Annotated in this window: 28 protein-coding genes; 11 read left to right on the plus strand and 17 right to left on the minus strand. The window is 62.6% G+C overall.

Going from position 1 to position 24,362, the window contains the following annotated elements; translation table 11 throughout:
* Positions 1 to 15 precede the first annotated feature (15 nt).
* The 4 genes from QM609_RS19130 to QM609_RS19145 form a co-directional block, all read right to left on the minus strand.
* Entirely contained in the window at positions 16 to 369 is a 354-nt protein-coding gene (locus QM609_RS19130; protein WP_020970627.1) for a VOC family protein, read from the minus strand.
* Between the two features lie 300 nt (positions 370 to 669).
* A complete protein-coding gene (locus QM609_RS19135; RefSeq protein WP_042451521.1) occupies positions 670 to 1,266 on the minus strand; it encodes a CatB-related O-acetyltransferase in 597 nt (198 codons plus the stop codon).
* A gap of 126 nt (positions 1,267 to 1,392) precedes the next feature.
* Positions 1,393 to 2,622 (minus strand): acyl-CoA dehydrogenase family protein, encoded by a 1,230-nt coding sequence (locus QM609_RS19140; RefSeq protein WP_007733810.1) that lies wholly within the window; start codon positions 2,620 to 2,622, stop codon positions 1,393 to 1,395.
* Between the two features lie 91 nt (positions 2,623 to 2,713).
* Positions 2,714 to 4,015 carry an alpha/beta hydrolase gene (locus QM609_RS19145; RefSeq protein WP_007733809.1) on the minus strand — a complete coding sequence of 434 codons (1,302 nt, stop codon included), beginning with the start codon at positions 4,013 to 4,015 and terminating at the stop codon, positions 2,714 to 2,716.
* 69 nt (positions 4,016 to 4,084) lie between these two features.
* On the opposite strand from QM609_RS19145, the gene QM609_RS19150 reads away from it, so the two are divergent.
* A complete protein-coding gene (locus QM609_RS19150; RefSeq protein WP_003940291.1) occupies positions 4,085 to 4,696 on the plus strand; it encodes a phosphoribosylanthranilate isomerase in 612 nt (203 codons plus the stop codon).
* Here QM609_RS19150 and QM609_RS19155 read toward each other — a convergent pair.
* On the minus strand, positions 4,684 to 5,610 hold the full coding sequence (locus QM609_RS19155) for a hypothetical protein (RefSeq protein ID WP_039973370.1): 927 nt from the start codon (positions 5,608 to 5,610) through the stop codon (positions 4,684 to 4,686). The two genes, QM609_RS19150 and QM609_RS19155, sit on opposite strands and share 13 nt — an antisense overlap.
* A 209-nt stretch (positions 5,611 to 5,819) precedes the next feature.
* Between QM609_RS19155 and QM609_RS19160 the strand changes: the two genes are divergently transcribed.
* Complete coding sequence (locus tag QM609_RS19160) at positions 5,820 to 6,593, plus strand: SDR family oxidoreductase (protein WP_050654788.1); 774 nt, start codon at positions 5,820 to 5,822, stop codon at positions 6,591 to 6,593.
* Between the two features lie 18 nt (positions 6,594 to 6,611).
* Here the strand turns inward: QM609_RS19160 and QM609_RS19165 are convergent, their stop codons facing one another.
* Together QM609_RS19165 and QM609_RS19170 are read right to left on the minus strand one after the other, a co-directional pair.
* Complete coding sequence (locus tag QM609_RS19165; RefSeq protein WP_050654789.1) at positions 6,612 to 7,043, minus strand: nuclear transport factor 2 family protein; 432 nt, start codon at positions 7,041 to 7,043, stop codon at positions 6,612 to 6,614.
* The gene (locus tag QM609_RS19170) at positions 7,040 to 7,963 is read right to left on the minus strand and encodes an alpha/beta fold hydrolase (RefSeq protein ID WP_050654790.1); all 924 of its coding nucleotides are present in this window, start codon (positions 7,961 to 7,963) and stop codon (positions 7,040 to 7,042) included. Before QM609_RS19170 ends, QM609_RS19165 begins: the two co-directional genes overlap by 4 nt.
* A 111-nt stretch (positions 7,964 to 8,074) precedes the next feature.
* Here QM609_RS19170 and QM609_RS19175 point away from each other — a divergent pair, with 111 nt between their 5' ends.
* Entirely contained in the window at positions 8,075 to 9,076 is a 1,002-nt protein-coding gene (locus QM609_RS19175) for an NADP-dependent oxidoreductase (protein WP_003939765.1), read from the plus strand.
* Between the two features lie 54 nt (positions 9,077 to 9,130).
* On the opposite strand, the gene QM609_RS19180 is transcribed toward QM609_RS19175, so the two are convergent.
* Positions 9,131 to 10,279 (minus strand): CaiB/BaiF CoA transferase family protein, encoded by a 1,149-nt coding sequence (locus QM609_RS19180; protein WP_003939934.1) that lies wholly within the window; start codon positions 10,277 to 10,279, stop codon positions 9,131 to 9,133.
* A complete protein-coding gene (locus tag QM609_RS19185; protein WP_003939770.1) occupies positions 10,276 to 11,448 on the minus strand; it encodes an acyl-CoA dehydrogenase family protein in 1,173 nt (390 codons plus the stop codon). Before QM609_RS19185 ends, QM609_RS19180 begins: the two co-directional genes overlap by 4 nt.
* A 159-nt stretch (positions 11,449 to 11,607) precedes the next feature.
* Here QM609_RS19185 and QM609_RS19190 point away from each other — a divergent pair, with 159 nt between their 5' ends.
* Positions 11,608 to 12,678: a LacI family DNA-binding transcriptional regulator gene (locus tag QM609_RS19190; RefSeq protein ID WP_007733803.1), complete on the plus strand. Its 1,071-nt coding sequence runs from the start codon at positions 11,608 to 11,610 to the stop codon at positions 12,676 to 12,678.
* A 4-nt stretch (positions 12,679 to 12,682) separates the two neighbouring features.
* Here QM609_RS19190 and QM609_RS19195 read toward each other — a convergent pair whose 3' ends face one another.
* The 3 genes from QM609_RS19195 to QM609_RS19205 are packed head-to-tail and all read right to left on the minus strand — an operon-like array spanning position 12,683 to position 14,705.
* Entirely contained in the window at positions 12,683 to 13,234 is a 552-nt protein-coding gene (locus QM609_RS19195; protein ID WP_003940599.1) for an SRPBCC family protein, read from the minus strand.
* Positions 13,235 to 13,284: 50 nt separating this feature from the next.
* Positions 13,285 to 13,944, minus strand: a complete 660-nt coding sequence (locus QM609_RS19200; RefSeq protein ID WP_050654791.1) for an alpha/beta hydrolase family protein — start codon at positions 13,942 to 13,944, stop codon at positions 13,285 to 13,287.
* Entirely contained in the window at positions 13,941 to 14,705 is a 765-nt protein-coding gene (locus QM609_RS19205) for an MBL fold metallo-hydrolase (protein WP_050654792.1), read from the minus strand. Before QM609_RS19205 ends, QM609_RS19200 begins: the two co-directional genes overlap by 4 nt.
* 19 nt (positions 14,706 to 14,724) lie before the next feature.
* On the opposite strand from QM609_RS19205, the gene QM609_RS19210 reads away from it, so the two are divergent.
* Positions 14,725 to 15,849 carry an alpha/beta hydrolase gene (locus QM609_RS19210; protein ID WP_228232235.1) on the plus strand — a complete coding sequence of 375 codons (1,125 nt, stop codon included), beginning with the start codon at positions 14,725 to 14,727 and terminating at the stop codon, positions 15,847 to 15,849.
* Here QM609_RS19210 and QM609_RS19215 read toward each other — a convergent pair.
* Positions 15,785 to 16,375: a TetR/AcrR family transcriptional regulator gene (locus tag QM609_RS19215; RefSeq protein ID WP_030535226.1), complete on the minus strand. Its 591-nt coding sequence runs from the start codon at positions 16,373 to 16,375 to the stop codon at positions 15,785 to 15,787. The genes QM609_RS19210 and QM609_RS19215 overlap by 65 nt on opposite strands.
* A 130-nt stretch (positions 16,376 to 16,505) precedes the next feature.
* On the opposite strand from QM609_RS19215, the gene QM609_RS19220 reads away from it, so the two are divergent.
* The 6 genes from QM609_RS19220 to QM609_RS19245 all read left to right on the plus strand — a co-directional run bounded on the left by QM609_RS19220 (position 16,506) and on the right by QM609_RS19245 (position 21,167).
* A complete protein-coding gene (locus tag QM609_RS19220; protein WP_050654794.1) occupies positions 16,506 to 17,510 on the plus strand; it encodes a patatin-like phospholipase family protein in 1,005 nt (334 codons plus the stop codon).
* A gap of 13 nt (positions 17,511 to 17,523) precedes the next feature.
* A complete protein-coding gene (locus QM609_RS19225; protein WP_050654795.1) occupies positions 17,524 to 19,056 on the plus strand; it encodes a flavin-containing monooxygenase in 1,533 nt (510 codons plus the stop codon).
* Positions 19,053 to 19,931: an SDR family oxidoreductase gene (locus tag QM609_RS19230; protein WP_007733788.1), complete on the plus strand. Its 879-nt coding sequence runs from the start codon at positions 19,053 to 19,055 to the stop codon at positions 19,929 to 19,931. Before QM609_RS19225 ends, QM609_RS19230 begins: the two co-directional genes overlap by 4 nt.
* Positions 19,932 to 19,950: 19 nt before the next feature.
* Positions 19,951 to 20,469 carry a GNAT family N-acetyltransferase gene (locus QM609_RS19235; RefSeq protein WP_050654796.1) on the plus strand — a complete coding sequence of 173 codons (519 nt, stop codon included), beginning with the start codon at positions 19,951 to 19,953 and terminating at the stop codon, positions 20,467 to 20,469.
* 90 nt (positions 20,470 to 20,559) lie between these two features.
* Positions 20,560 to 20,979 (plus strand): hypothetical protein, encoded by a 420-nt coding sequence (locus QM609_RS19240; RefSeq protein ID WP_050654797.1) that lies wholly within the window; start codon positions 20,560 to 20,562, stop codon positions 20,977 to 20,979.
* Complete coding sequence (locus tag QM609_RS19245) at positions 20,979 to 21,167, plus strand: helix-turn-helix transcriptional regulator (RefSeq protein ID WP_003940277.1); 189 nt, start codon at positions 20,979 to 20,981, stop codon at positions 21,165 to 21,167. The genes QM609_RS19240 and QM609_RS19245 overlap by 1 nt, the downstream gene beginning before the upstream one ends.
* A 57-nt stretch (positions 21,168 to 21,224) precedes the next feature.
* Here QM609_RS19245 and QM609_RS19250 read toward each other — a convergent pair whose 3' ends face one another.
* The 4 genes from QM609_RS19250 to QM609_RS19265 all read right to left on the minus strand — a co-directional run bounded on the left by QM609_RS19250 (position 21,225) and on the right by QM609_RS19265 (position 24,299).
* Positions 21,225 to 21,452 (minus strand): hypothetical protein, encoded by a 228-nt coding sequence (locus QM609_RS19250; RefSeq protein WP_030535223.1) that lies wholly within the window; start codon positions 21,450 to 21,452, stop codon positions 21,225 to 21,227.
* Positions 21,453 to 21,533: 81 nt separating this feature from the next.
* On the minus strand, positions 21,534 to 22,361 hold the full coding sequence (locus tag QM609_RS19255; RefSeq protein WP_082238958.1) for an ABC transporter ATP-binding protein: 828 nt from the start codon (positions 22,359 to 22,361) through the stop codon (positions 21,534 to 21,536).
* Complete coding sequence (locus QM609_RS19260) at positions 22,345 to 23,445, minus strand: taurine ABC transporter substrate-binding protein (protein WP_007733783.1); 1,101 nt, start codon at positions 23,443 to 23,445, stop codon at positions 22,345 to 22,347. Before QM609_RS19260 ends, QM609_RS19255 begins: the two co-directional genes overlap by 17 nt.
* Positions 23,442 to 24,299: an ABC transporter permease gene (locus tag QM609_RS19265; RefSeq protein ID WP_003939782.1), complete on the minus strand. Its 858-nt coding sequence runs from the start codon at positions 24,297 to 24,299 to the stop codon at positions 23,442 to 23,444. The genes QM609_RS19260 and QM609_RS19265 overlap by 4 nt, the downstream gene beginning before the upstream one ends.
* Positions 24,300 to 24,362: the final 63 nt, after the last annotated feature.

Genomic DNA, 24,362 nt, shown 5'->3' on the forward strand with positions numbered 1-24,362 from the left:
ACAGAATCGGTTAGCTCAGGCGTGAGGACCGGACACGCAGAACTGATTCCCATCAGGATCGAGGAGCGTCACCCAGCGGAAACCGTCCATGTTCTCGCGGTGGTGCTCAGTTGCTCCGGCCTCGACGAGCCGCGCCACCTCGGCGTCGAGATCCGGACTCCCCAAATCGAGATGGATGCGATTCTTGCCGGCGGTGGGGTCCGGGACCTTCTGGAATGCGAAGTTGGTGGCGCTGTCAGGGACCGCGACGATGTAGAACCAACCGTCGTTCTCCTCGACGATGTTTCCGCCCAACTGCGCCGCCCACCACGTTGCGAGCGGACCGGGATCGAGACTGTCGAAGGTGATCATGCCGAGTGTGAGAGTCATGCGCACACGCTAATGGAAGCCACCGACAAAGACTCTCGATCTCGGGCTGAGATGAGACGATCGTCGAATGCGACTCACAACGCTGCGCGACCGTGTTGCAGAACCACTCTTCGCAGTTTTCATCGCTACCGGCTTGCTCCTGAGCATCCTCGGAGTGCTCGCCTGACCATCATCCACTTCGACCTCGAGCCGAACCTGATCACCTTCACCGCAACAGGTCTTGCCGTCGGCCTTCTCGCGGCCGCCCTGCTTTATGTCCGGAACTACTCGCTCACACGAACGAACTAGCGGGCGCGGAGATCACTCGACCGCTTCGAGTTCCGCGACACTCCCGTCCGAGATCACCCGGACGTGGCGGGTGATCTTCTCGATCGGCCAGTCCCACCACGCAATTCGCACCAACTTCTCGATGTCTTCGGCACTGAAGCGGCGCTTGATCTCCGTTGCCGGGTTGCCGCCGACAATTGCGTAGTCCGGGACGTCGCGCGTTACGACGGCGCCAGTGGACACGATCGCCCCGTGACCGATCCGGACACCGGGCATGACTGTCACGTTCCCGCCGAACCACACGTCGTTCCCGACGACGGTGTCACCGCGTGACGGCAGATCCTGCACCAAATCCATGTGCCTGGCCCAATCACCGCCCATGATCGGAAACGGGTAGGTGGAGACACCGTTCATACGATGGTTCGCGCCGTTCATGATGAAGGTGACACCGGTGGCCAGGGCGCAGAACTTTCCGATCACCAGTTTGTCGGGACCGTAGTGATGCAACACGTTTCGAGTCTCGAACTCTTCGGCGAACTCCGGATCATCGTAGTAGGTGTACTCCCCTACCTCGATCAACGGGTTGTCGATCAACGGCCTCAGCAACACCACTCGCGGTTGCCCGGCCATCGGATGAACATTTGTGGGATCCGGCGCGTTCACTGCTTACTCCGATCCGTCGGCGCGGTGTCGCCGACCGCAGCAAGACTATCTGGTTCCTGCTGCGATCGACCGACAAGCGAAAACGTACCGGTGTCAGCCCAGGAGGCCCTTGGCGATATGTGTGACCTGAATTTCGTTGCTGCCCGCATAGATCATGAGCGACTTGGCATCACGCGCCAACTGCTCGACTCGGTACTCGGCCATGTAGCCGTTTCCACCGAACAGCTGCACGGCTTCCATCGCGACCTCGGTCGCTGCGCGCGAGGAGTACAGCTTCATCGCCGACGCCTCCGCGAGACTCACCTTGTCTCCGGCCGCGGTACGTTCGATCGCGTTGAAGACCATGTTCTGCACGTTGATTCGAGCGACCTCCATCTCGGCGAGCTTGAGCTGGATGAGCTGGAACTGCCCGATCTCGCGTCCCCACAGTTTGCGGGACTTCGCGTATTCGATACTCAGACGGTGGCATTCGTTGATGATGCCGAGAGACAGGGACGCGATGCCGATGCGTTCGGCGGCAAAGCTCTCCTTGGCGCTGGATTTGCCGTCCGACTTTCCGCTGTCCTCGGTCTCGCCGAGCAGACGGTCCTTGGTGATGCGGACGTTGTCGAAGAACAGCTCACCTGTGGGTGAGGAGTTCATGCCCATCTTCTTGAACGGCGGGCTCTGGGTGAGACCCTCCATGCCCTTGTCGAGGATGAAGGCGAGCACCTTGCGATCGCGACGATCAACCGACGCATCGCCCTCGTCGAGCTTTGCGTACACGATCATCACGTCGGCGTACGGACCGTTGGTGATGAAGGTCTTGTTGCCGTTGAGAATGTAGTCGTCGCCGTCGCGGCGTACGTAGGACTTCATGCCGCCGAAGGCATCCGAGCCGGAGTCCGGTTCGGTGATCGCCCAGGCGCCGACGGTCTCGAATGTCACCAGGCCGGGGAGCCAGCGTTCCTTCTGCGCGAGTGTGCCGCGGCTGCGGATAGTTCCGGCGGCCAATCCGAGGCTGACACCCAACGATGCGACCAGGCCGAGGCTGACTCCGGCCAATTCGCTGTTGAGCACGACGCCCATGCTGCCGGCGCCGCTGAAGGCGCTCGACTTCTCACCGTCACCGGAGGGCGCATCGCCGCGCTCGCGTGCCAGCGACTTCTCGAGGCCCTCGCGTGCCATGTCGGCCAGACCGAAGGTCGAGTACAGCTTGCGAATGATGTCGAACGGCGGCAGCGCACCGCTTTCGAGCTCGTCGACGTGAGGTCGCACCTCTTTGTCGATAAAGCCCCGCAAGGCGTCGCGGAACATCAGGTCGGTGTCGGACCACTCGTACATGTGCCTGAACTCCAGTCGGTGAACGATCGAGAGACTGCCGAACGGCAGCCACACACCGAATATAGAACACGTTCCAAAACCGGAACAGGATTCAGCTGATCAGTCCCATTCGCTGCGAGATCCACGTCAGCTCCTGCTCGACGCCGGCCGACCACACCGAAAAGCTGTGACCACCGGGAAGCTCGAGATACCTGGCGTCCATTCCGGCCGCTTTGGCCGCTTCGTACACCTTTTGCTGACCCGGCTTGAACTCGTTGTCATCTGTTCCGACGACGAACACTCCGCCCGAGTTCGGGAACTTCCGGGTCGCCAGCAGGTCCATCGGATTCACCTTCACGAATGCCGCCTCGTCGCCGCCGAATATCTCGTCGACGGTTCGCTGTCGGTCACCGAGCGAGGGCTCCAACTGACCGGAGAGATCGAGGAATGTCGGGTACACCTCGGGGTAATTGGTCGCCATCTGCAGTGAGCAGGTGCCACCGTAGGAGAGCCCGCCGATTGCCCACGCTCGCGGATTCGTGTCGATCTGGAACGCATTCGCCACCGCAGCGGGCAAGTCCTTTGCCAGATACGTGCCGACCTTGCCCTGTGACGAGTCGGTGCACAGCGGATTGGCCATCTGCGACCCTGTTCCATCGGCTATCACGACGACTGGAGCCAACCCCTCGTGATCTCGTGCAAAGGCATCCATTGTCGCGGTCAGCTTTCCGCCCTGGAGCCAGTCCTCGGGCTTGCCAGGCTGACCTGCCATGAGCACGAGCACGGGAAGAAGCGGACGCGGATTGGTGAAGTACGACGGCGGCAGATACACCTGCGCGTCGCGCGCGGAGAATCCTGAAATCGTCCCGGGGACAGGCAAAGTCGTGACCCGCCCGCGAATCGGCATGCCCTCCGGCGCTTTCCACACCGTGTCGGTGGGATCGCCGGAGACAACAGGATCGGTCGGACCGGGAACTTCACTGAGTGAGATGCGGTCGAAATCGTCGTGTCCGAACGCAATTCCCACAGTCGGGTAGGCAGCGAACACCAGGTTGATCTGCGTCGCGGCGGTGACGATGACCAGAACGGTCGCAACGACGGACACCACCGCCTTCGCGATCGTTCCGCCTGCCTTGATTCGCGGCCCGAGAAGCAGCAACGCGTAGATACCGATTCCGATCCACACGTAGATCGACATCTCGATGGGATCGGGGAACGGCACGATCACCTTTTCGACGGTGATCCAGACGGCGATCATGATCACCAGCGCGATCAGCCCCGCGATCGGCACCGCTCTGCGGTAATACCAGCGCACGTTCGAACCGAGCAGCCACACACCACCCAGGACCCCAAGGACAGTCAGGATCACCGGCAGCGGTCCCGAGATCAAACTGATTCGGTAGAGCCAGTCCACGTCAAGCCTCTCGCGCGTAGAAATGTCGCACGCACGAGGCTAGACGACGACGCTAGTACTCTGTATCAGGTGACATTCATCAAGGTCTGTGGCCTACGCGACGTTGACACGGTCGACCTCACGGTGGGCCTGGGCGTCGACGCCATCGGTTTCGTCTTCGCCGAGAGCGTCCGCAAAGTCGACCCCACACTCGCAGTCGCTCTGCTCGCGCGAGTTCCCGATCACATCCGTGCAATCGGAGTCTTTCTCGGCAACCCGATCGATCAGATCCTCGAGATCGCGAAGATCACCGGGCTTCGCACCGTACAGGTTCACGATCTTGTCGACGCCGAGCAGGTGCAGCGGCTGCACGATGCCGGCCTCACCGTCATCCGCGCGGTCGTCTCCAGCAACGTCCGCGACGGTTACAATCTCGACCTCGGCGAGGACGAACTCCTGATCGACGGCGCAGACGCCGGATCAGGGGTGCCGTGGAACTGGGCCCAACAGCAATCGCGCCCGCAAGGCCAGTGGATCCTGGCGGGCGGACTGTCCCCGGACAACGTTCGCGACGCACTCGATGCCACCGGCGCCTGGGGCGTCGACGTCTCCAGCGGCGTCGAATCCTCCCGCGGCGTCAAGGACCACGCGTTGATCGAGAAGTTCGTCAGCGCTGTCCGGCAGACCGATCACTCGAAATAGGACGCGTAGTCACTGAAAGCGACTTGACCGGTGGGACTCGCTTTCACGGCGTCGGCAACGGCAGGCGGAATGGGAGCCCAGTGCGCAGGCATGGCCGCCGCCAGTGACGGCTTCAAGATGTAGAGCAGTGCGAAGTTCACTATCCAGAGCGGCGGCGCCATCGACATGCCGACTTCCGAATTCACATCGCCTTTGGTATTGGCCACCAGCTGCGCTGCTCCCGAAATCTGTTGCGCTGCAAATCCGTAGACTGCCTGCACCGTGTATGCCGACTGATAGAGCGCAATCAGAGTGTGCGTTGCACCGTTGTTGCGCAACCAGGTGCCCACGAACCCGCCAGGGGCGATCAGCGTATTCACCTGTCGCGTCGGCGCATCCGCGTTGGCCGGACTCTCCAGCAATCCGTCTGGATTCACGTACAACCCGTAACTGGCCAGAACCGACGGCGTAGTGCCGGAATAGAGGGGCCGCCCGTTCGTATTGGTGAGAATCCGGGCGCATTCGTCGATCACCTCGGCATCCTCGAGATTGCCACCGACCCCACCGCCCGCCATGAGGTCGCGATACTGCTCCTCGGTCAAAGCGTCAGCGGGCTCGAGTCCGATCTGCGCGGCAATCTCTTCCGCAGTCTGCTGACCGAGCGGCTGATTGAGTTGATCCGGAGTAGTCATCTGCGTGGGCGCGACGCTCTCGTAGCCAGGCGCCCCAGCAAATGGGATCACGAACCCGGTATCGACTGTGTCTGCAACGGGTTGCGCGCCGGCCATCTGAGTGGTGGCAAACGAAAGTACGCACACCCCAACCAAAGCCAGAACCGAGACGGTCCCGCGATGAGACCTTGCTCGGTGAGATTCTTGTCCACGTCTACAGCCCTCGTTTGAGAAAGCCTTGCCTGCAATTCCATTGCCGCGCATAGGTCAACCTCCCGGGACACAGTCCGGCGAATCAACTCGAGCTTGCATCTCAGTCAAACGCTGTGACCAGCGCCGTGTCAAGACACTGGTCAGGTCGAGGCACGGCGACAGCTCGCTCGATACAGGCGACAGCTCGCCCGCTACAGTGATGCTTCCATCTGAAGTGACCTCACCCCATTTGAATTGCAGGACATCTCTGGAGGCGAGCAGTGTCTGACAAGCGCGGGACCGTGTTGATCACCGGCGTCGGCCGGAGCAAGTCGATCGGAGCAAGCCTCGCATTGGGTCTCGCCGAGGATGGTTGGGATCTGACGATCGGCTACTGGGCGCCTTATGACGAACGCGTCGGGTTCGGGCGCGGAGCGCACGATCCGCAAGACATTGCCGAGAAGTGTCGCGCACTCGGAAGCCGTGTCGACCTGGTTCCCGGAGATCTGGCCTCGCCCGACGTGGCCGATCAGCTCGTTGACGCTGCCGCAGCGCGGAACGACCTCCGTGGGCTGGTGCTCTCACATTGCGAAAGCGTCGACAGCTCGATCCTCGATACCACCGTCGAGAGCTGGGAACGACATTTCGCCGTCAACGCTCGCGCCTCCTGGCTGCTGATCAAAGCGTTCGCTGAACGGCTTCCGGAACAGCTCGACGTCAGTCAGGTGGCCGGGCGGATCATCGCACTCACCAGCGACCATGCGGCCCACAATCTTCCGTACGGGGCCAGCAAGGGCGCTCTCGACCGCATCGTCATCGCCGCCGCAGTCGAACTTGGATCACGCGGCATACGAGCCAACGTCGTCAACCCAGGACCTATCGACACAGGATGGATGACACCCGAGATCAGACAGGCCACAACCCTCCAGACTCCTGCCGGCCGGCTGGGTACTCCCGGCGACACTGCAAACCTCGTTCGGTTTCTGATGTCCGACGCCGGAGGCTGGATTACGGGACAACTCCTTCACTCCAACGGCGGATTCAGTACGAACTGAGCCTTGGCCGGACTCAGTTCAGGCTTTGTAGGTCGGTAGCGTCTGCCCGAGCCTCTTACCCATTTCGGCAGCCAAAGCCGCGAGCCCGCTGGCCGGACGCACCATGACCTCGAAATCGACGATCTTGCCGTCCTCGTCGAATTCGACCATGTCGATTCCCTTGAGACTCTTGTCGCCGATGTTCGCACTGAATTCGAGCACGACCTGTCGACCGTTGGCTCCGGCGAACTGACGGTGGTACTCGAAGTTCTCGAACACCTGGATCACCGTATTGAGAATGAGCACAACGGCATCCGCGGACTGGTACGGCTTGAATCCCGTGGGCGATCGGAACTGCGCGTCGGGCGCGACGATCGTCGGTAGCGCCGACAGATCGCCGGATTCGATCATGGTGTGCCACAACTTCAGTGCAGCTTCGACTTTCGGTTCGAGCGTCAATTCCGTGCTCATGCTTCTACCCTTCCCTCGACGTTACCTGCCGCTTGTTCTACCGGCACTTGACTTGCGACGGACCACGCACTCAACACAGTTCGCACCCCGGTCACGAGTTGCAACGGCTGATCGATCATGACGTGATGTCCGGCTTCGGGAATCTCCGCCACGATGGCCTCCGGTCCGAACAATCCGCGCATGTGCTCCATGAGTCGATCGGACACGATGCCGTTCTCAGCTCGGAAATAGGCTACGCGGCAACGTGGTTCGCTGTCGAGAACATCTTCGGCGCCTACTCGGAGAAAGAAATTCGGATCGAACTTCCACGACCAACCGCCCTCGACTTCCTCCATCGACGTGGCCGCCACATGGTCACGCACCGCCGGCAGACCCGAATCCTGCGGCGGAACGAAGCGGAACCGGCCCATCGCGTCTTCCCTGGTGGGATAAACCTTCTTGGGGCCGAACGCATTCTGGCGTCGAGCTGCCTCCTCTTCGGGCGTACGCGCCTTGAGCGGAGAATCGATGATGACAACCCCGTCCAACAGTTCGCCATGCAGATGCGAGGCCACGAAAGAAACAATCCCACCCATACTGTGCCCCACCAGAATCGGCTTGCCGTCGATTCCCCCTGCCTCGGCCGCCGCCAGCACCTCGCGAGCCCACTGGGACATCGCGTAGGCGTCGCGAGTGTGACTGTCGCCGTGGCCCGTCAAGTCGAGAGCGACGACGCGGCGCTCCTCGGCGAACTGCGGCGCAATGTGATCCCACCAGCGACTGTGGGCGGCGCCGCCGTGAATCAGCACGATTCCCGGCCCCGCCGGCCCCCAAGCCCGAAAGTGCACCGAGGCACCCTCGACCTCCACCGACCCCGTCTCGACCGGCGCTGCCAACGCCCGAGTGAACCAACCAGGCGCGTCTTCGACCACATTGCTCATCGATCGAACATACATAGTCGTCAATCGGTTCATCCAACTCTTCCCAGTTCGTGATCCATCACCTATATTGAATCCGGCCTCAAGTTCAATTCGTTTCGCCGAAGGGGAGAGATGACCAACCGCCAAGTACGCCTCGCCGCCCGCCCGACAGGACTTCCCGACGCTTCCACCTGGGAATACGTCGATGCCGAGATCCCGTCCGCCGGACCGGGCGAGTTTGTCGTCAAGGTCGAATACCTCTCCCTCGACCCCGCGATGCGCGGTTGGCTCAACGACGTCAAGTCGTACGTTCCGCCGGTCAAGCTCGGTTCCGTCATGCGCGCCCACGGCGTCGGACGCATCACCGAATCACAGCACCCCGATTACCAGGTCGGGGACATCGTGGCCGGATCCTTCGGCGCTTCCGAGTACGGCGTTTCCGACGGTACAGACGTCACTCGGGTCGACGAATCGATCGCTCCCCTGCCGACCTGGCTCGGCGCTCTCGGTTTCCCCGGCGTCACTGCGTATTTCGGATTACTCGACGTCGGAAAGCTGAAAGACGGTGACACCGTCGTCGTGTCCGGTGCCGCGGGTGCGGTCGGCAGTCTGGTCGGCCAGATCGCAAAGCTTCACGGATGCAAGGTCATCGGCATCGCCGGCGGTCCGGAGAAGTGCGCGTGGCTCACCGAGGACCTCGGCTTCGATGTCGCCATCGACTACAAGAACGAATCCGTATACAAGGCGCTCAAGTCCAACGCTCCCGACGGTATCGACGTGTACTTCGACAACGTCGGCGGAGAAATTCTCGACGCCGCTCTCTCCCGTCTGCGCCTCGGCGCTCGGGTGGTCATCTGCGGCGCCATCGCGGGCTACAACGCCACCGAACCTCAGCCAGGCCCTGCTCACTACCTGTCACTTCTCGTCAACCGCGCCACGATGGCCGGCTTCGTGGTCTTCGACTACCTCGATCGCTACGCAGAAGCACAAGAGCAGATCGGAAAGTGGATCAAGAGTGGCGAATTGACTGCTCGCGAGCACGTCGTCGACGGCGGTATCGACGCGTTCGGCGACAGCCTCAATCTTCTCTTCGCCGGAGCGAACACCGGAAAGCTGGTCTTGAAGGTCAGCTGAGTCGGCCACACACGCAGATCGGCCACCGGTATTCCGGTGGCCGATTCGCTTGGGTCAACTGACTCCGGACGGAGTGGGAACGCTGTCCTCCCCCAACCGCGGCGGGGCCGACCGATAGGTTGCCGGCGTGCCGCTCATCCGAATCGGATTGGCTACCTGCCGAGTCGGTGCATCGCGACGCGGGTCGTCGATGGACACCACCGGATCGAGATTCAGCCGTTCCGCCAGCGCTATCGCGTCGGCGATGTCGTTGAGAGGCCCACACGGAACACCTCGCTCGGTCAGTGCCTCGAACCACGAGTCCGCAGAGCCCTTGGCCAATGCAGCAGTGACGGCGTCGAACAGTTCTTCTCGATGCGCAACCCTGTCGCTGTTGGACGCGAAACGCGCATCAGCGGCAAGTTCGGAAACTCCGAGAACCTCTGTCAACGAACTGAATTGCCGATCATTGCCAACCGCGAGGACCAGCGGACGGTCCGCGGTGTCGAATACCTCGTATGGTGCGATGCTCGGATGCCGGTTGCCCATTGCCTGCGGCACCACGCCCGCGGCCACGTAGCCGGACGACTGGTTGGCCAGTGCGGACAGCAACGAGGACAACAGATTGACCTCGACGTGCTGCCCTTCGCCTGTGCGATCGCGATGGCGCAGCGCTGCAAGGATTCCCACGCTGGCATGCAGGCCGGTGATGACGTCGACCACCGCGACACCGACCTTGGTGGGAGTCTTGGGATCGGGTCCGGTGATACTCATCAATCCGCCGACCGCCTGAATCAACAGGTCGTATCCTGGCAGAGAGTTGTTGCCACCGAAGCCGCTGATCGAGCAGTAGACCGCACGCGGATTCATTTCTCGGACAGCGTCGTAGCCCAGCCCCAGACGGTCCATCGTTCCCGGCAGGAAGTTCTGCACCACGACGTCCGCATTGCGAACCAGCTCGCGTGCACTTTCCAGATCCTCGCGCTCGCGCAGGTCCAGAGTGACCGACTTCTTGTTGCGGTTCACCGACAGAAAGTAGCTCGACTCGTCCCCCACCCACGGTGGGCCCCAGCTGCGAGTGTCGTCACCGACACCCGGCCGCTCGATCTTGACGACCTCGGCACCCAGGTCGGCGAGAATCATCGTGGCGTACGGACCGGCGAGGACGCGGCCGAAATCAGCGATCACCAACCCGTCGAGCGCTCCGACAGCGTCTGCCGTCACCGGAAAGCTTCTTCACCGGTGAGAGCGCGGCCGATCACGAGCTGGTGAACCTCGGACGTGCCCTCGTAGGTGAGAACGGATTCGAGGTTGTTGGCGTGCCGGATCACGGGGTACTCGAGCGTGATGCCGTTGGCGCCCAGAATGGTTCGGCATTCACGGGCGATCTTGATGGCCTCGCGGACATTGTTGAGCTTGCCGGTGCTGACCTGCTCGGGGCGAACCGTCCCGGCGTCCTTGAGGCGCCCGAGGTGGATGGCGAGCAACTGCCCCTTGCCCAATTCGACTGCCATGTCGGCGATCTTGGCCTGGGTGATCTGATACGCGGCGAGCGACTTGTCGAAGACCTTGCGATCACGTGCATATGAGATCGCAGTCTCGAGGCAGTCACGTGCTGCACCCATTGCCCCGAAGATGATGCCGAAGCGTGCCTCGTTGAGGCAGCCGAGCGGGCCGGACAGTCCGCGAGCCTTGGGCAGCATCGCCGAGGCAGGCAGACGCACGTCCTCGAGCACCAGTTCCGAGGTGACCGACGCCCGGAGCGACATCTTGTTCTTGATCTCGGGGGCGGAGAATCCCGGAGTGTCGGTGGGAACGACAAATCCGCGCACGCCGTCGTCGGTTCGAGCCCAGACCACGGCGACGTCCGCGATGGAGCCGTTGGTGATCCACATCTTGGTGCCGTTGAGGATCCAGTCGTCGCCGTCGCGCTTGGCGTTGGTTCGCATACCGCCGGGGTTGGATCCGAAATCGGGTTCCGTGAGACCGAAGCAGCCGATGGCTTCACCCGCCGCCATTCGCGGGAGCCATTCTTCCTTCTGCTCTTCACTTCCGTTGTGGTGGATCGCGAACATGGCGAGCGAGCCCTGGACCGAGACGAGGCTGCGAATGCCCGAATCGACAGCTTCGAGTTCCTGGCAGGCCAACCCGTACGCCGTGGCGCTCATCCCGGCACAGCCGTAGCCCTCGAGGTGCATGCCCAGTACGCCGAGCGCGCCCAGTTCCTTGGCCAGCTCACGAGCCGGCAGTGCTGCCGCTTCGAACCATTCACCTACGTGCGGGCGAATGCGATCGTCGACCATCTTGCGGACCGTGTCGCGGATCGCGATCTCCTCGGCGTCCAGCAGGGTGTCGATGGCAAAAAGCTCGGACAGGGACTGCGGCGTGGTCACGGGGCCTCCAGTGTTCTCGGGCGCAATCCTTTGCGAGAACGATTGCGCAATCGTTTGCATCGCCTAGAGTAGAGCCCGGTTGCGCACCCGTCAATCCCCGAACTGCCGACCGACACCGAATCAACTCAGGACCGACGCACACCAGGAGCCACGACGCAGATGACGCCCGATCCGTCGAACCGCAGCAACGGCCGTCCGCCGACGTTGCGCGAAATCGCCGACCAGGCCGGGGTCCACATCTCGACGGCGTCGCGGGTCCTCCGTCAGCCCGAGCCCGCCGACGGTTGGTCCGACTCCGCACTCCGAGTTCGTCAGGTTGCCGAGGAACTCGGTTACCAACCGAATCTGTGGGCAGCCAGCCTTCGTACCCGCAAGACCACCACCATCGGCGTCGTGATGCCGAGACTGACAGACGTTGTAGTGGCCACCATGTTCCAAGGCATCGAGGAAGCCGCCACCGCAGCCGGGTACTCCGTCTTGCTCTCCAGCCCGCCCGACGATCTGGAAGCGCAACGCAAAGCGGTCGAGTTCCTGGTGAGCCGACAGGTCGACGGTCTCATGCTGAGCAGCATTCACCTGCCGGGTACCGATTTCGTCGACTCGCTCCCCCTGCGCTCACTGCCGATCCTGCTGCTGAACCGGCACATCGACTCGGCGACGTCATCCGTCAACCGAAGCCTTCCCTTTGTCAGCGGCGACGACCGCCTCGGCGGCTACCTCGCGGGGAAGCATCTACTGGACTGCGGCTATCGCGATCTCGGAGTGATCGCGGGGCCGGATCACGCCAGCACGTCGCGGGAACGCGTCGCGGGTTTCCGCGATGCCCTGGCCGAAGCCGGTCTGGAACTGCCGCCGAACCGAATAGTGGCGTCCGAGTTCGAAGTTCAAGGGGGTGTCGATGCGGCGGCCACACTGCTCAGCGGGAACACGCGCCCTGACGCCGTTTTCACGGTGAGCGACACCATCGCGATCGGCGTACTCGGTGTGGCCCGTGATCTCGGGTTGAGCATTCCCGACGATCTTGCGTTGGTCGGCTACAACGACATTCCGGTTGTCTCCCAACTCCCGGTGCCCCTGACGACGGTCAGGTCCCCCGCTCGAAAGATCGGTGCGACCGGGCTCGAGCACCTACTGGCACTGATCTCCGGCAAGAGCGTCGAATCCGTGAAGCTTCCCGTCGAACTGATCGCGCGAGCCTCCACCAGAAAGCCTGCCAGTCGCAAACTCTGAGCAGCTACCAGACCTGAGATTCGTCGATGCCCAACTGTCGCGCGTAACCGGAGTTGAGTGCGTCCCAGCCGTACTCGCGCGCCCGTTCACCCACGATCGGCCCGAAGGGCTCGCCTGCCAGAAGGGCATCGAGTACGTCGAAGCACAGATGCCACCCCGCAGCGAGCGCCGACGCCATCCCCTCGGCGCGCGACCTCTGCGTCAGCACGACGCGGGTACCGCCTTCGATCGGGGTCAGGTCCCACACCAATTCGTCCGGGCCCCACTCGTGTTCGAGCCGCCGAGTGGTCTCCACGACGTGAACGGTGACCGGCAGCGACATTTCGGGGGCGCCGTCCTCGGTGAGCATGGTGATCACCGCGTCACCGGTACGGCTCAGGTTCCGATCGGCGGTGTACGGCGTCCATTGCGCCAACATCTCAGGGTCGGTGATCGCCTCCCACACCTTCTCGACGGAATACGGCAGAACCCGAGGAAAGCTGACGACTGTGTCGTCACCGTCGACGCTCACCGTGACGTCGGACAGGGCACTGGGCTGATACGGCTGAGCACTCATGGTTCGATCTCACCAGGAACCACCGACACGGGCAACCGCCCGCTGGGCGTTCAGAACGCAAACACCGCCGATGCGGCCGCGACTGTCTCCTCCACCACCGGAAATTTCACCACGGACAAGTCGTGTCGAGCTCCTTCGAACTCCACCAGACGCGCCGCGGCGGGAATCAAGGCGAGTGCTGCCCGCATCTCCTCCGTTGTCGCGAACTCGTCCTTCGAACCGTGGACGACAACGGTCGGTGTGTTCAGGTCGGGCAGGTGTTCGGTTCTGAGCTTCTCGGGCTTCTTCGGTGGATGCAGTGGATAGGAGAGAAGGACCAGGCCGTCGACAAGTCCCGGGTTCTCCGCCGCAAGCATCGACGCCTGCCGACCGCCGTACGAATGTCCGCCGAGCAGAACGGGTCCGGGCACCGAGTAGTCCTTGCGAAGAGCAGCAATCACCTCGGCAATGCCCGCGCGATCCTCTGCAGCACGCGACGGATGCGGAGGCCCCGAAGCTCGACGCACCCGAAACGCGAGATCGAAGCGCAGAACTTGCACTCCTGCAGCAGCAAAGCCGTCGGCAACAGCACGCAACAGCACGGTGTCGCAGTTACTTCCTGCGCCGTGAGTCAGTGCAAGCGTGGCGACGGGCGACGCGAAGGACACAGAAGCAGGTCGATGAAGGAAACCGTGCACCGCACCTTCGTCGACCGTTTCGACAGTAGTCATGGACGCATCCTTGTCCGACCTGCTCGGGCCTGTTCGACCGCGGCAGTCATGCTGCCCTCGTAAACCGGACCGTGTCCGGGAAACAGCACGCCGGCAGGTGCAGCGGCGATATTGTCCAACGCCTGGTCGGTCGCTTCACGATCATGATTGAAGGGGCACACCAGAAACTGTGGTCCGGCGACGCTCGACGTCGCGTGTCCGGTCACCAGAGCGTCACCCGACGCGATCACTCCTGCGTCGGGAACAAGGTAAGCGCTGTGGCCGTCGGTATGCCCATGAGTGGGAATCGGCACGATCCGACCGGGAACGTCCAGCGCACCACCGGACGCAAAGGACTGTGCCCGAGGCAGTTCCGCACCTTTCAACGCGCCGACTCCGATCACGTCGCGAAGCCATTTCGGAGCACCTCGCCGCCACAACAGCAACGGAACTCCGGCCGGCGACAACTGTTGCAGATACGCCCTCTTCGCATGCGGCACTTCCAACGGATCCATCAGGACCGGAACCTCGAGCCGAGTCACGATGTCCGCGATCCCACCGATGTGATCGATGTGCGCGTGAGTGACGAGAATTGCCCGAACATCCCCGAGCTGGTGACCGATCTGTTCGATCGAGCGTTCGACGTCGGTGCCGTTGGCCGGATATCCGCCGTCGATCAAGGTCAGATCGGACCCCTCTTCGACCAGGACCCAATTGGCGTGACCGCACCGAACCAGATGTGTGTTCTCGATCTGCGTGATCGACAGTGCCGCAGTAGTCATGCTTGGTAGTCTGCGCCACGTGTCGGAATCCGTGAAGCAGGCCAGCAGCCGCAGCATTCGAGATCGCGCCGAAGCATCCTTGGTGGCAGCCGCATTCGCACTGCCCAGCGCGGTGAAACGTCGAATCACCGGACCACCCGTCGTCATCGAGGGCAACACGCTCGACGCCGACGCACACCTTCTGCTCACGCTCGCGAAGACGCGGCCACTCCCCTCGCATTCAACCGATCCCCAGTCACTCGCCGCTGCTCGCGCCAATCTCACCCGAACCGCGATCATGATGGGCGGCAGGCCCACGCCCGTCCACACCGAGGAGATCTCCGTTTCGGGTGCCGACGGCCCGCTTCGCGCCCGGCTCTACGTCCCGACAGCCGACACCGGCGCTCTGCTCGTCTACTTCCACGGCGGCGGGTGGGTACAGGGCAGCATCGAATCCCACGATGCCCCGTGCCGCCTGTTGGCCGAAACCTCCGGCGCACGGGTCATCTCGGTCGACTACCGGCTCTCACCCGAATTCGCTTTCCCCACACCGGTACACGATGCCTACGCCGCCTACCTCGATATCGTCGACCGCGCCGACGAGTTCTGCGCAGACCCGACGCGCATCGCTGTCGGGGGCGACAGCGCGGGCGGGCATCTTTCCGCAACGGTCGCGCTGCGTGCCCGCGACGACGGCAAGACCCCACCGGCGGCGCAGCTGTTGATCTACCCCGCGACCGACTTTCACGAGAAGGCCCCCTCGCGAACGACGTTCGGTGAAGGTTTCTTCCTGACCGAGGCCAACATGAACTTCTACGAGTCCAGCTTCCTCGGCAGCAATGCCGATCGACTCGATCCGATGGTGTCGCCGCTACGCGCCCCCGACGCGACCGGACTGCCGCCGGCCATCGTGATCACGGCGGGATTCGATCCACTCCGGGACGAAGGCGAAGCCTACGCAGCTCGATTGCGCGACAACGGTGTTCACGTGACCGATCGACGCTATCGCGGGTTCATCCACGGCTTCGTCAACGTTCTTGGACCGAGCGTCGGTTCGCGCACCGCCGTCGCCGAGATCGGCGGAATGCTCCGCGTTCTACTCACCCACCCAGCAAAATCTCCCGCAACGTATCCACCAGCGGATCAACCGGCAGCTCAGGGCTGATCGCACGCTGTAGCCCCAAACCGATTCCGACGCTGAGTATGCGCAGTGCCGCGGCGTTCGGGTCCAGTGCCGGCGTCACGCCGTTGGACTCGGCAAGATGTTGCACCACTCCGGCAATCAATCCGCGCACCTGATCGGCACCCGTCGCGATCTTTTCGCGGATCTCTTCGCTGTGCCGCGATCGCACCGAGAACTCGACTTCGAGCAACGTCCATCTCTTGTCCCCGATGGTTCGCTCGGCCCATCGCGCGAACTCGGCCACCGCGTCGTCGAGCGTCGAATTGGCTCCGAGCTGTGAGGTGATCTCGCCGACCTTGGTCAACCTGATTCGGCCGAGCACCTCGGCGCACAACTCGTCCTTGTTCTTGAAGTTCGAGTACACCGCACCTTTGGAATAACCGGCATCCTCAGCGATCTGATCGAGCGACGCGGCGGCGTACCCGCGATCGAGGAAATGTTCGACGGCCGTCGCCAACAAGGTCTCGCGGGTCATCGCCTGCGCTTCCTGCCTGGTCAATCGCGCCATCGGAACCTCCTCGCGGTTCTGAGTATCGAGATTCCAACGGTAGCCGAATACCGGAAGCGCACCGCAGGCGCACTCCCGAAACCCAAATTTGGGGTACCCACGTTATTCAGATACTGATAGTCTCCGAAATATGACTTCAGAAGTGACCGGCACCACCGCGCCCGGGTCCGGACGACACAGCGCGCCTAGACGGGGATTGGCAATCGGATGCGGCGGCACCCTCGGCTTCGCCTGGACCGTTGCTGCCCTCGCCTCGGTTCGGGACGCCCTCGACTGGGATCCCCGCGAAGCCACCGCCATCATCGGCACGTCCGCCGGAGCCGAGTTCGTGACAATGCTCGGCAGCGGAGTCGGCGTCGACGAGTTGGTAGCCATGCAACTCGGAGAGCCCGCCGCACGTCCCGAACTCCTCGCCCACACAGCATCGGCGCCCGGAAGAATCCCGCCACTTCCGAGTTTGGGGATCGGCAATCCACGACTGGTGACGCGTCGAGATCTTCCCGTTCTGAGCCGGATGAGCGGTATCGCACCGCGTGGTGGCGGCGACCCGTCCTGGCTCACCACGCTCGCCGAATCTCTTGCCCCTGGCGATTCGTGGCTCCCACATCCGCGCGCGTACATGGTATCCATGGACTACAGAACCGGGCGACGGGTCGCGTTCGGGGCACAGGGGGCTCCGAAAGCGACAGTCGGTGAAGCGCTTCGAGCGTCTTGGGCGATTCCCGGCTGGTTCCCACCTGTCACCATCGACGGCGTCAGGTACATCGACGGCGGCGCGGCGTCCACGGCATCGGTAGACCTCCTGCTCCCCCTCGAACTCGACGAGCTGGTTGTACTGGCGCCCATGGCATCTCGAACATTGAAGCCGGCGCGCGGCGCCGCCCGTATCGAACGCGGCGCCCTGCGGAACTCCATGTCCAAGGGCCTCGACCGGGAAATCGAACTGGTGCGCGCTGCGGGAACCAGGGTCTTGCGCATAGACGCCACCGACGACGATCTCGCCGTCATGGGCGCCAACTTCATGGACGGCCGACGGCGGCTCGCCACCTTCGAATCATCCCTACGTACAACACGTGCGAGCGTGAAACGCGAACTCGATGCGCGCCCGTTCCACTCCACCCCGCCCCACCAGTGAAAGCGCAGACTCAGTGAACAACAGAACTGACCACTTCGAGGTCGTGATCATCGGTGGGGGGATCTCCGGGATCGGTGCAGCAATTCACCTGCAGCGCCTCGGGATCGACAATTTTGTCCTGCTCGAGAAAGCGGACTCCCTCGGCGGCACCTGGCGCGCCAACACCTATCCCGGTTGTGCCTGCGACGTCCCGTCCGGCCTGTACTCGTATTCCTTTGCCGCCAATCCGGATTGGACCCGACTGTTCGCGGAGCAGCCGGAGATCCGCGAGTACATCGAGGACACGGCCGTCCGCCACGGGGTCGACAAGCACGTTCGCTTCGGGGTCGAAATGCTCTCCGCACAGTGGGACGCATCGCAATCAGTTTGGAAGATAACAACTTCCAGCGGTGAACTCACTGCTCGTTTCGTGATAGCCGCCGCCGGCCCGTGGAACGAACCCTTGACGCCGGCGATCCCCGGGCTGGAAACGTTCGAGGGCGAGGTGTTTCATTCCTCGCAGTGGAATCACGACTACGACTTGACCGGAAAGCGCGTCGCCGTCGTAGGTACCGGCGCTTCCGCAGTCCAATTCGTGCCGCGCATCGTCTCCGACGTGTCCGCCCTTCACCTTTACCAACGCACCGCTCAATGGGTCCTTCCCAAACCCGATCACTACGTACCGCGGATCGAAAGGTCCGTCATGCGATTCGTACCGGGAGCGCACAAGGCTCTACGCAGCATCGAATACGGAATCATGGAAGCGCTTGGATTGGGGTTCCGCAATCCGTGGATCCTGCGTATCGTGCAGAAACTCGGGTCGGCCCAATTGCGCTTGCAGGTGCGCGATCCGAAGCTACGCAAGGCGCTGACTCCCGACTACACCCTCGGTTGCAAGCGACTACTCATGTCGAACTCGTACTACCCGGCCCTCGGCAGACCCAACGTGACCGTCCATGCCAACGCAGTCGAAGAGATCCACGGCAACACCGTGATCGGAGCCGACGGAGTGGAATCGGAAGTGGACGCGATCATCTTCGGAACGGGCTTCCACATCCTCGACATGCCCATTGCATCAAAGGTATTCGACGGAGAAGGTCGATCACTCGACGATCATTGGCAGGGAAGCCCGCGGGCGTACTTCGGTTCCGCCGTCAGCGGATTCCCCAACGCGTTCATTCTGCTGGGCCCGAGCCTCGGCACCGGACACACGTCGGCCTTCATGATTCTGGAAGCCCAACTGAACTATGTGGCACAGGCGATCGGCCACGCTCGTCGGCACGGCTGGAAAACCATCGACGTGCGCCCGGAAGTACAGGCAGCCTTCAACTCTCAAGTTCAGGAGGCATTGGGTACCACGGTCTACAACGCCGGTGGTTGCGAAAGCTATTTCTTCGACGTCAACGGCCGCAACAGCTTCAACTGGCCGTGGTCGTCAGGAGCCATGCGTCGACGGCTACGGGCCTTCGATCCATACGCCTACAACCACACGCTGTCCGACAACCCTGCGTCAGACGACACCCCCGCTGAGCCCACCACCACCCCCGAACCGGAGTACACCACATGAGCCTTTTCGGCACCACCTACCCGCCGATCGATCTCGACGGAGCAGTCGTCGTCATCTCCGGAGGTGGCCGCGGAATCGGCCGGGCCACAGCGGAGTTGTTCGCAGCTCGCGGCGCACTCGTCTGCGTCGGCGACCTCGACGAGGAGACGGCCGTCGACACCGCCGCATCCATCGGCGCACGGGCCCGCGGGTACGCTCTGGACGTCACCTCACGCGAATCCTGGGATGTGTTCGTCTCCACAGTGATCGGCGAATTCGGTCACATCGACATTCTGGTCAACAATGCGGGCGTGATGCCGCTCGGCAGCTTCCTCGACGAGTCCGACGCCACCAGTCGAGTAACCCTCGACGTCAATGTCTGGGGCCCGATTCACGGGATGCGCACCGTGCTGCCCGGCATGGTGGATCGGCGACGCGGCCACGTCGTCAACATCGCATCCATGGCAGGCAAGCTACCGGTGCCAGGAATGGCCGTGTACAACGCAAGCAAGTTCGGTGCGGTGGGCCTTTCCGCCTCTGCTCGTGTCGAATTCGCAGATTCCGGCGTCAGCGTCAGCGCCATCCTGCCCAGCGCGGTGCGCACCGGGCTCTCCTCCGGTGTGCCACTCGGAAAGGGCATGCCGACGGTTGAACCCGAGGTCGTGGCCAAAGCTGTCGTCGACACGGTCGCGCACCGGCGAGCCGAAACTACTGTTCCGCGTTACCTTGCGGGCTGGGACCTCATCGACGCTGTAGTACCCGAATGGATGATCAACATCGGACGCCGGGTGATCGACGATCGCCGCGCGCTGACATCGGTAGATCCGAACGGGCGTGCGGATTACGAAAAGCGAGTGGCACGTCAGGCCGAAAACGAGGAGCACGATCGGAGATGAAGCGGGTAGTTTCGTGGCCATGTACATCCGCCGCGAAACTTCTTCCGACCGTGACGCAATCTATTCACTGCTCGGGGCGGCGTTTGCCGACCAAGCGCCGCCCGGCGAGTCTCCCTACGAGATCGAACTGACACGTCAGCTCTTCGCCTCGAACGACTACTTACCGAAGTTGTCCCTTGTCGCCGTCGCCGGTGATGAGATCGTTGGTTTCGTGATCGGAACACGCGGATGGGTCGGTCCCGTTGAGGCGGTTGGCCTCGGCCCGTTGGCAGTCACACCGGACAACCAACGCAGCGGCGTCGGTTCGGCGCTGATGCACGCGGTGATCGGTGCGTCCGACGCTCTGGACGTGCCACTGCTCGCCCTCCTGGGCAGCACCGAGTACTACCCGCAGTTCGGGTTCGTCACCAGCACGGACGCCGGGATCGATTCTCCGGAAGCCGAGTGGGGCGAGCACTTTCAGATCAGGACCCTCACCACGCACCGCCCCGATCAGACGGGGAAGTTTTCATACGCAGCGCCTTTCGGGGTCGCTTGACCCTCAGCGCGATGTAAGAGTTCTTTGACATCCAGCGCACGTAGACCTACGCTCAGGCATGTCAAAGAACTCTTACACCTGGGAGGCTTCATGAGCACCACGGCACGGTGGAGCCTGATCATCGGTATCGGCGTCGCAGCAACGCTAGCCTTCAGCTTTTTCGCAGCATTGACCGCCAATGATCGGAAGACGTTGGCCTTCATCGTCTTCGCAATCGTCATGGCACCGGCTTGTATCGGGTCGGCGTGGGCCCTTTTTCCATCGGATAACGACAAGGCCCCCGCCTACCCCGAGGACACCGTCGAAACAGAATGGAGTCGCAAGGCCGGCTTCGGCGCGTTCACCGACTTGATCACTGCCATGGGGATCGCGCTGATCGCGCACAATGTCTTCGGCGCTCCCGAACTGCCGCTCGTAATGTTTACAGCCCTCGGTCTGGCCGACTTCGGAATCCGGTACTGGGCAGTGTCGAGGGACCGCACCCCACATTCGAGATCTGACGAGATCTGATGCGCAACAACCTTCAAGAACTTCGTACGGCAGCCGGATTGTCACAGCAAGCGTGCGCCGACGCGCTCGGCATCACACGCCAGACCGTCATCTCGATCGAGAAGGGACACTTCGACCCGCGTCTCTCACTGGCGTTCCGAATCGCCGAATACTTCGACAAACGCGTAGACGACATTTTCTCCAGCTGACGCCGTCTCGAACTGACGGAAGATCAGTCGAGCTGCGGTTTCAGTCGAGCTGCGGTTTCAGTCGAACAGAGTTGGCGATCCGTTTTCGTCCTTCCCGTCTTCGACGGCCGTTGCCTTCTTGCCCGAACCCTTGCGGACGACGGTCAACGTCGTCGTTCGACGCGACAACCTGTGCCCGTCACTGTGTTCGAGCAGCGCCATCCCCTGGCGAACTTCGACTACCGTCCACGGACCCGCATGGCCGGCTGCCTGCACGAGGTCACCGGACTCCACCTCAGTTGCCATGACCACTCCTTGTTCGTCGTGTCCTGCACGTTCTCCTTCCCATTATCGACGCGGCCACCTGGTAGTCGACGCGCAGGGTACCTACGCTGCAGCTGCAACCTTGACCGCATGGCCGACTTCGGCTCGGAATGCCGCGTATTCGGGTGAGCCTCGGAGATCGTCGGGATCGACGCCGGTTCGTGGCAGATCGATTTTCAGGTCGAGCGCGACCTTGCCCGGTCGGCTTGTCAGAACTACGACGCGGGAGCCGAGAAAGGCCGCCTCGTCGGCACTGTGAGTGACGAAGACACTTGTTCGCCCCGATTCGGCACTGACACTGCGCAGGTCCTCCTGCAGACGCTCGCGAGTGAGGGCGTCCAGCGCGGCAAAGGGTTCGTCCAACAGGAGCAACGAAGTTTCGGCCGCCAAGGCACGAGCAATTGCCACCCGCTGCTGCTGCCCGCCGGAGATTTCCCAGATACGCCGGTCCGCAGTGCCGACCAGACCGACGCGGTCGAGAAGCTCGTCGCGCCTTCGCCCGCGCTCGCTCTTTGCAACGCCGGCGTATTTGAGTGCCAGATCGATGTTGCCGCCCACCGATTTCCACGGAAAGAGCCGTGGCTGCTGAAACACCACTCCCGCACTCGACCCGGGAATCGGGTCGGATCCGGAGACCTGAACCGTTCCACTGGAAGGACTTTCGAAACCCGCGATCAGCCGCAGCAATGTGCTCTTGCCGCAACCCGACGCTCCGACGAGAACCAGAAACTCACCAGGTGTGACGTCGATCGATACGGGCCCGAGTGCCGTGACGGACTCTCGACCGTGGCCGTACCTGTGTGAGACGGTGTCGATTCGGATCGCGCCCGGGCGGTCGGGGGCGAATCCACCCGAGGCCTGCTGTGCGGTCACGCTACTGGTCAAGGACATCGGGAAGCCCCTTCACATAGAGAGCATTCTGAAAGACCGCCAGATCAGGCACACTGTCGATCTGCTTCTGCTCGGCCAGGAATTGCGCTGCACTCTGCAGGTTCACTGCCAGATTCCCGGGAGCGCCCTCGGTGCCCAACCATTCCGGCGAAGAGATCTGCTCCGGAGTGAGGAACACACCCTGTTTCAACTGCGCTGCCGCGTCTTCCTTCGAGGCGCCTAATTGTGCGGCAACAGCTTCCGCTGCCGCGTTCGGATCAGTGGCGATCGTCGTGAGCGCGCGGGCCTGAACCTGGCGCCAGGTGTCGACGATCTCGGGGTGATTCTTGGCAAACGCAGTCGACACCACACCAAGATCGAGTGTCGGCTTTCCTGCTGTCGCGAGCTCACGGCTGGCGATCAACTGTGTTCCGTCCTTACGGAGTTCGTCTAGCGTGGGCAGCCAGGTGTAGACGGCATCGATGTCACCGCGCTGCCAGGCTGCGAGGGATGCTTGCGGCTGGAGATCCACCAATTGGACGTCGTCGGCACTGAGTCCGGCCTGGTTCAGCGCTGCCAGCAGACTGTAGTGCGCGGTCGAGGCGAATGCCGTGGCCACTTTCTTGCCGCGCAGATCTGCGACGGTCTTGATTCCGGTTGCGTTGCGCGCCACCAGGGCTTCGTTGTCGCCGGCCACGTCCAGAACAAACGCGACCTGATACGGAATGTTCAGCGGTGCCGAGAGTCCACGAGCAACCGGACTCGAACCGATTGCGCCGAAATCGATTTCACCGGCGATGAAGGCGGTGTTGATGTCGGCTCCCGAATCGAACTTCGTCCACTTCACGTTGTACTCGGGCAGTGCGTCTTCGAGCCAGCGATTGTTCTTGACTATCAAGTCGCCGCTCGGGAACGACTGGTAAGCGATACGGATCGTTTCCTTGGACGAATCCTGGCCCGAATGATCCACCGAGCACGCACCGAGAACAAGGGCAAGGACGCCGATCAGCACCGTGAACGCCGTCCGGGCAGCCCTTCCTTCATTGGGCGTCGAATTACTGCTGCGCTTCAGATTGCTGCTGGCGTGTTTCTGATTGTCAGTCATACTTTTCCCCTCCAGGGAACGGCGCGGCGCTCTGCAGCCCGCAGCAGTCCGTCGATGATCAGGCCGGAGAATCCGATGGCAAAGATCCCCACCAGCACGACCGGTGTGTTGTTGTAATTGCTTGCATCCTTGACCATTCCGCCAATTCCGGGGATGCCGTTGAACAGTTCGGCCGCGACCACCGACGAGTACGCCATACCTACCGACAGCCGAATGCCCGTGAAAGTTTCCGGTAAGGCCGACGGGACGACGACGTCCCGGATCACTTGCGCCCGTGAGGCTCCCAGGGCCCTGGCCGCTTCGACAAGTCCGACCGGCGCCGCGACCACAGCAGCTGTGGTGGCCACCGCTGCCGGCGGAAGAGCAGCGAGCGCCAGCAATGTAATCTTCGGCGCCTCGTCGATTCCCAGCCAGATCACCAGCAGGAAGAAATACGCCAGGGGCGGCAGTGCGCGCAGGAACGTCAACCACGGTTCGAGCAGGCTCCGCAGCCATGTCACCGATCCCATGGCCAAACCGAGGATCACGCCCAATCCGACGCCGATGATCACACCGACCAGCACCCGTCGCAGCGTCATGTAGAGGTGCTCCCAGAGCAGGTAGCCCTGGTAGCCGCGCACTCCGTCGTGCGTGGTCATCGTGTTGACGAAGGCATGCCAGACCGTGCTCGGGAACGGCACGAAGGTCTCACTCCAGGTGCCGCTCGCGGCAGCGACCTGCCACAGGGCCAAGAATGCGATCACGGAAAGCACCGGCAGTCCGACAGTGGTCGCACTCGAAGTCCACGGCCGACGCGGCTCACGGTTCGGTTCCGTGACTGATGTTGGTTCTATTGCTTCGACAGGAGTCGACATCGCTGTTCTTCCTCGACGTACGGAAAATTCCGGCACACATGCAGCAACGGGCGCATATGCAGG

Origin of the sequence: Rhodococcus sp. IEGM 1302, from assembly GCF_030056935.1 — a bacterium.
GTDB classification, from domain to species: Bacteria; Actinomycetota; Actinomycetes; order Mycobacteriales; family Mycobacteriaceae; genus Rhodococcus_F; species Rhodococcus_F qingshengii.